The following is a 5,000-nucleotide window of genomic DNA, read 5'->3' as shown; positions in this document are numbered from 1 at the left end:
TGGGAGGTTCTCGGATTCGGTGGGTTGACGGGGAATTGTTTGTGATTCCAGGCAGTGTGGGAACTCACACGTTGTCGGATGCGCGGGGAATTGTTTGTGATTCCAGGCAGTGTGGGAACTCATACGTTGTCGGATGCGCGGGGAATTGTTTGTATTCCAAGTAGTGTGGGAACTCATACGTTGTCGAGTAATCAGCGATGCTTGTTTTCTTAAAATGAAAAACGAAAGTGTGGCTTACGGCTTTCTTAGCGATTTTTTGGACAATAGATGATGTAGGATCTCCTTACATTTCACGGAATACGAAAATAGCCCCGATCCAGCCAAGGATCAGCAAGAACAAAGATGCCAAGCCCGCCGCCGCCACCGGTTTCCATCCTAACTTTTTTAAATGCAAAACTTTTGTATCCAAGCCAATTGCGGTCAGAGCGATCAACATAAACAAATCGTTTATGGATCGAATATGAGTTCCTACTTCGTTCGAAATCGGAATCAAAGAATGAATTACGATCGTTGCTAAAAATCCCCAGACGAAGCCGGGAACGTTCACTTTTCTCTCGCCTTTGTCGGAATCACTACCGTTCGCTTTACGCAAACGAAACAACAAGCCGAGTCCCAAGAGGAGGGGAGCCAGTAAAACCACTCTTCCCATTTTTACGATTGTGGCGATTTTTCCGCTGTTTTCATTGAGAGCGAAACCCGCCGCGACCGCTTGAGCGACCTCGTGTATGGTAGTTCCCACAAAAAAACCGAACGAATCTGAATCCAGTCCGACCAAAAGTCCCGATTGGAAAAGAATCGGTTCCAACAATAAAAACGACATCCCAAGAATCGTCACCGTTCCGACCGCGACTGCCGTCTCGTGACTTTCCGATTTGAGGACGTTCGCCGTGGCCGAAATCGCCGAAGCTCCGCAAATCGAACAACCTGCGGCAATCAGAAACGAGACCGAAGGTTTTAGCCCGAAGCCTTTCTCCGAAATCCAGTAAGTAAAAATAAACGTCGCGATGACGATCGCCGTCAAGGTAAAGTAACCGAGAGGGCCGATTCCAACTAATTCTTGCAAGGTGATTCGGAAGCCGAGAAGAACGACGGAGAACCGGAGCAAGCCGCGTGACGCGAATCCGATTCCGGGTAAGAGAGAATCCTTGATTCCGAAACAATTCGCGACGATGATCCCGCCGATCATACCGACGAATAGCGGAGAAAGTGTCGTGTTTCCCGTCCATAAAACCAACCGGTTTGCCGCCCATCCGATAGCGGCAGCGAGAAGGATTCCGAAGACGAACCCGAATGCGGAAATACCGGACCGCATTCGATCGTTCGGAGTTTTATAAACTTCGTCAAAAAAGGAAACGATCCTATCATAAATCGCGAACATTGTTTCCTCCTTTAGTTCCGCGTCGCCGGAGAAACGTGAATCCACTTTCCGACCAAAACCTTTCGGTAGGAAGCTCCGAAATTATCCTCGAAAAGACGAATCGTCTCGTCGCTTGAGTCGTGACCTCCGATTCCCACGATAGATAGATTCAATTTTTTTAATATACTTACGTCGTTTGCGACGTCGGACCATTGTAATGTTTTTAGAGGACCTTCTCCAGAGGCGAAAACCTTTTGCAGATTGATTCCGAATTTTTCCAGTCGTCCCGTCGGAACCGGATAATGTAAGTCGCCTATGATTCCGTAGATTTTCTCCGAAAACGTATTCCCGGTACGTTGCAGAATTTTTCGAAGTGTTTGATGACCACATCCGGATATGAGCACGAGGCCCTTCCCGCGCACGTTTACGACTAACGCCTGTTCGTCGATCGTGCCTATAAACAATCTTCTTGAAATCGGACCGATACTCGCAATTCCGGGATACAGGACCTCCGGTTTTTCGATTCGTATCGGAACCGCTCCCGGATAGGTGATCGACCCGGGGACGAATATTCTCTTTCCGTTTAACCCGATCTGTTCATTTCCTAAGGAGAAGGTTCCGCTGCGTTCCCATTTTTTTCCGCCCACGTGGTCAAAGTGTTTGTGAGAAAGGAAAATCGAGTCGATGTCCGAAAGTGAAATGCCGGACTGTTTCATGTTGTAAAGAAGAGGAGAAGGATTCTCCCCTTCCGTATTTTGTCCGACGTCGAAAAGAATCGTAATATGGTCCGTGCGAATCAGATAGGAAACTCCCATTTCTCCTCGAAAGCCGGGAAGGGCATGCCAGTTGACGAGCGGAAGAATCGAAAGTCGCTCGGTGCTTCCCAATGCGTCGGAGGAAATTCGCGGCGTCTTCTTCTCCGTCCATTCGGTTTCCACACGCCTCCGTTCCGTTTCGTGGAATACCCCGTAAAGGATCAAGATCGTCGTCGCTGCGGTTCCTAAAATGCAAAGGAGAATTCCGATCCGACTTAGAATCCGTCTCATAAAAAAATCCGCCGTTTAGAAAAGATACGTTGTGCTCTCATTGCTACGATCGTATCGCGAAAAAATAAAATGGTCTTGAACGAATGGGCTGCGGATGCGACCTGCTTTCAAGTTCTCGGTCGTATTAGGAAAAAAAGAAACGAACTTGGAATCGGTCCGGTTTTTTCGCAAAGTCCGAAGGAGACATGCCGAAGGAACGTCTGAAAATTCTGCTAAAATGCGCTTGGTCCGAAAAGCCGCCTTCGTATGCGGCCGCTGTCAGCTCGGGATTCCCGGCTAGGGAGAGAATCGCCTTTCCCGTTTTGAGCCAAAGTTTATATCCTGAAAACGTAATATTGGTTTCTTCCCGAAATAGATGACGGAATCTACCCGGTGAAAGTTTGACTCGGTTCGCGAGTTCCGAAAGCGAAATCTCTTTTTCGAACGGAGAAGTGGAATCGTATGCGGAAGACAAAATTTCGACACATTCAAGGATTCGCGGATCGATCGGCACGTTCGGTTCTTTTCGTCTGAACAATGCGGCGGCCGATTTTTTTGCGGAAGGCGGATCGACGTCGGATTTTCTGTTTAACGTTTCGATATTCGAGTTTCCGGTCGAAAGTTCCGAATCTTGTCCGCTTATTTCGAATTTACTTTCGAAAAAATCCAGAAACTTCTTTTTGGATTCTTCCGAAACGTTTTCGAAAATACTTAATAAAAATTGAATGTCTTCGGAGGAGAATTTCTCGCTTACGTCGATTCCGGGTTCTCCTCCGGTTCCGTTGATCTTAGAGAGGATTCCCGTTTGAAACGACAATGGATCCAATAAAACGATCGTAAAATTTCGATCGGATTTTTCGGTTTCGTGACTGACGCCCGACGGAATCAGTGCGGCCCGATACGATCTCCAAATTCCGTTTTTGCCCCGAAGTCGGAATTCTCCTTCGTTTGCGATGCAGAGTTGAACGAAAAAATGACTGTGTCTTGTGGTGGAAAAAGAGGGCCCGCTGTAGATTGAAAATTCTTTCCAAACAAGTAATCGATTCATAAACTTCTTAAATCCGACTCTTGGAATCGTTTTAATTTCCGTTAAAGGAACCGTAAAATTATTTTTGAATTTTCAGAACGATTCGAAACCAATGGATCTTCCGAATTCTCTCGACCTTGAAGAGCAGGGAAACCGGCGGATCGAAAGCGGGGACTCGGGGAAAAAGTAGGAACTCTTACGCGGCTCTGCGCGGAACATTTCGTAAAAAATCACCATGCAAATCTTAAACATAGGAATCTTCGCTCATATCGACGCAGGCAAGACGACCCTCTTGGAAAGAATTCTTTTCGAGACGGGAAGAATTCGTCGACCGGGAACGATCGAAGAAGGTACGACCGAATCGGATTATCTGCAGGAAGAAATCGAGCGCGGAATTTCCATTCAGTCCACTCTTGCGCGCGTGTTCTGGCCGAACGCGAAAGAACCCAAGGTCTTATTTCAATTTTTGGACAATCCGGGGCATCTCGATTTTCAAAGTCAGACGAGCGCTTCTCTCGTAGTCGCCGATCTCGGGATTGTGTTGATCGACGCGTTTGAAGGCCTCAAGTCGCAGACGCTGCAAAACGTGGAGTGGCTCCGCAAACGCAAAATTCCGATTTTATTCTTCTTAAACAAATTGGATCGAAAAGGAATCGATATCACCGACTCGCTCGTGGATCTCGAGGCGGTCCTCGGCAAAGAGCCGATTCTCCTTTGGAAAGAAGGCGGAGAATTTTCCTTGCTTCAAGAACGCAGTTCCGACCAATCCCTGCTTCCGCTGCTCGAATGGGATGGCGATTTGTCGGAACAATATCTGCAAAATCCCGATCGTCTTGCGGAATTGGCTCGTAAGGGATTTGCTCGAGGTTTTTGGAAAGAAGAGTTCTTTCCGGTTCTGGGGGGAGCCGCTTTGCACGGGGACGGGGTGCGGGAACTCCTCCGTTGTCTGGAACTTTTATCGGAATCCTTTCGGCCGGAGTTACGACCCGAGGAGGAATTGGGAATCGCCTTTAAACGAGAACTTCATCCGGATCTGGGAAGAATCGTGTATGTCCTTGTGTTGCAGGAGTTCCCACAAAATCAGGAATTCTGGTCGGTTTCGTCTCAGGGAAAAATCGAATCCTTGCATTATATTTCTACAAGAGATATAGAAGAGACAAAACGCGCTCTTTCGAGGGAAATCATCGTCGTGCCCGAGTTGCACGTGCTTCAACCGGGAGACGTTCTGTATTCTTCCCCGCAAAAAGAATACCGGTCGGAACTCGCTCCGATTCGAAAACAGTTTCAAATCCTCATTGAACCCGAAACGGACGAACACAGGGACTCGCTTTGGAAGGCTCTGCAGCTTCTGGTTTGGATGGACGAAGGACTGGAAATCAAAATTCTCCCGGAAACGGGACAGATACAGCTTTCCGGACTCGGAGAATTGCACTTGGAAGTCTCTTTATCCCGTCTGAAAGAATTCTATTCTCACAAAATCAATGTAAGCGGGATAAAAGTTGCAAGGTTTGAGCTTTGGAAAAAAATGGCCATACAGGGTGAATTTCAGCATACCGCGTTTGATCAAAAAATCTCAAGCGGACTGGTGCAG

4 protein-coding genes (1 of these 4 cut by a window edge) are annotated in these 5,000 nt (G+C 47.5%); 1 reads left to right on the top strand and 3 read right to left on the bottom strand.

The annotated features are described in order from the left end of the window. Positions 1-283: 283 nt before the first annotated feature. The 3 genes from LFX17_RS14825 to LFX17_RS14815 form a co-directional block, all read right to left on the bottom strand. The gene (locus LFX17_RS14825) at positions 284-1,378 is read right to left on the bottom strand and encodes a YeiH family protein (RefSeq protein WP_238747205.1); all 1,095 of its coding nucleotides are present in this window, start codon (positions 1,376-1,378) and stop codon (positions 284-286) included. Between the two features lie 11 nt (positions 1,379-1,389). Continuing rightward, positions 1,390-2,403, bottom strand: coding sequence for an MBL fold metallo-hydrolase (locus tag LFX17_RS14820; RefSeq protein WP_238747204.1), 1,014 nt, complete (start codon positions 2,401-2,403; stop codon positions 1,390-1,392). A gap of 124 nt (positions 2,404-2,527) precedes the next feature. Beyond that, positions 2,528-3,430, bottom strand: a complete 903-nt coding sequence (locus tag LFX17_RS14815) for a helix-turn-helix domain-containing protein (protein ID WP_238730900.1) — start codon at positions 3,428-3,430, stop codon at positions 2,528-2,530. A 214-nt stretch (positions 3,431-3,644) separates the two neighbouring features. Here LFX17_RS14815 and LFX17_RS14810 point away from each other — a divergent pair, with 214 nt between their 5' ends. Continuing rightward, positions 3,645-5,000, top strand: partial view of an elongation factor G-like protein gene (locus LFX17_RS14810; RefSeq protein ID WP_238747203.1) — the 5' portion only. 525 nt of this gene lie beyond the right edge of the window; only the first 1,356 of its 1,881 coding nucleotides appear in the window; it begins with the start codon at positions 3,645-3,647; its stop codon lies off the right edge, out of view.

Source organism: Leptospira sanjuanensis (genome assembly GCF_022267375.1).
Classification (GTDB): Bacteria; Spirochaetota; Leptospiria; order Leptospirales; family Leptospiraceae; genus Leptospira; species Leptospira sanjuanensis.
This window is presented reverse-complemented; position numbering and strand designations above follow the sequence as displayed.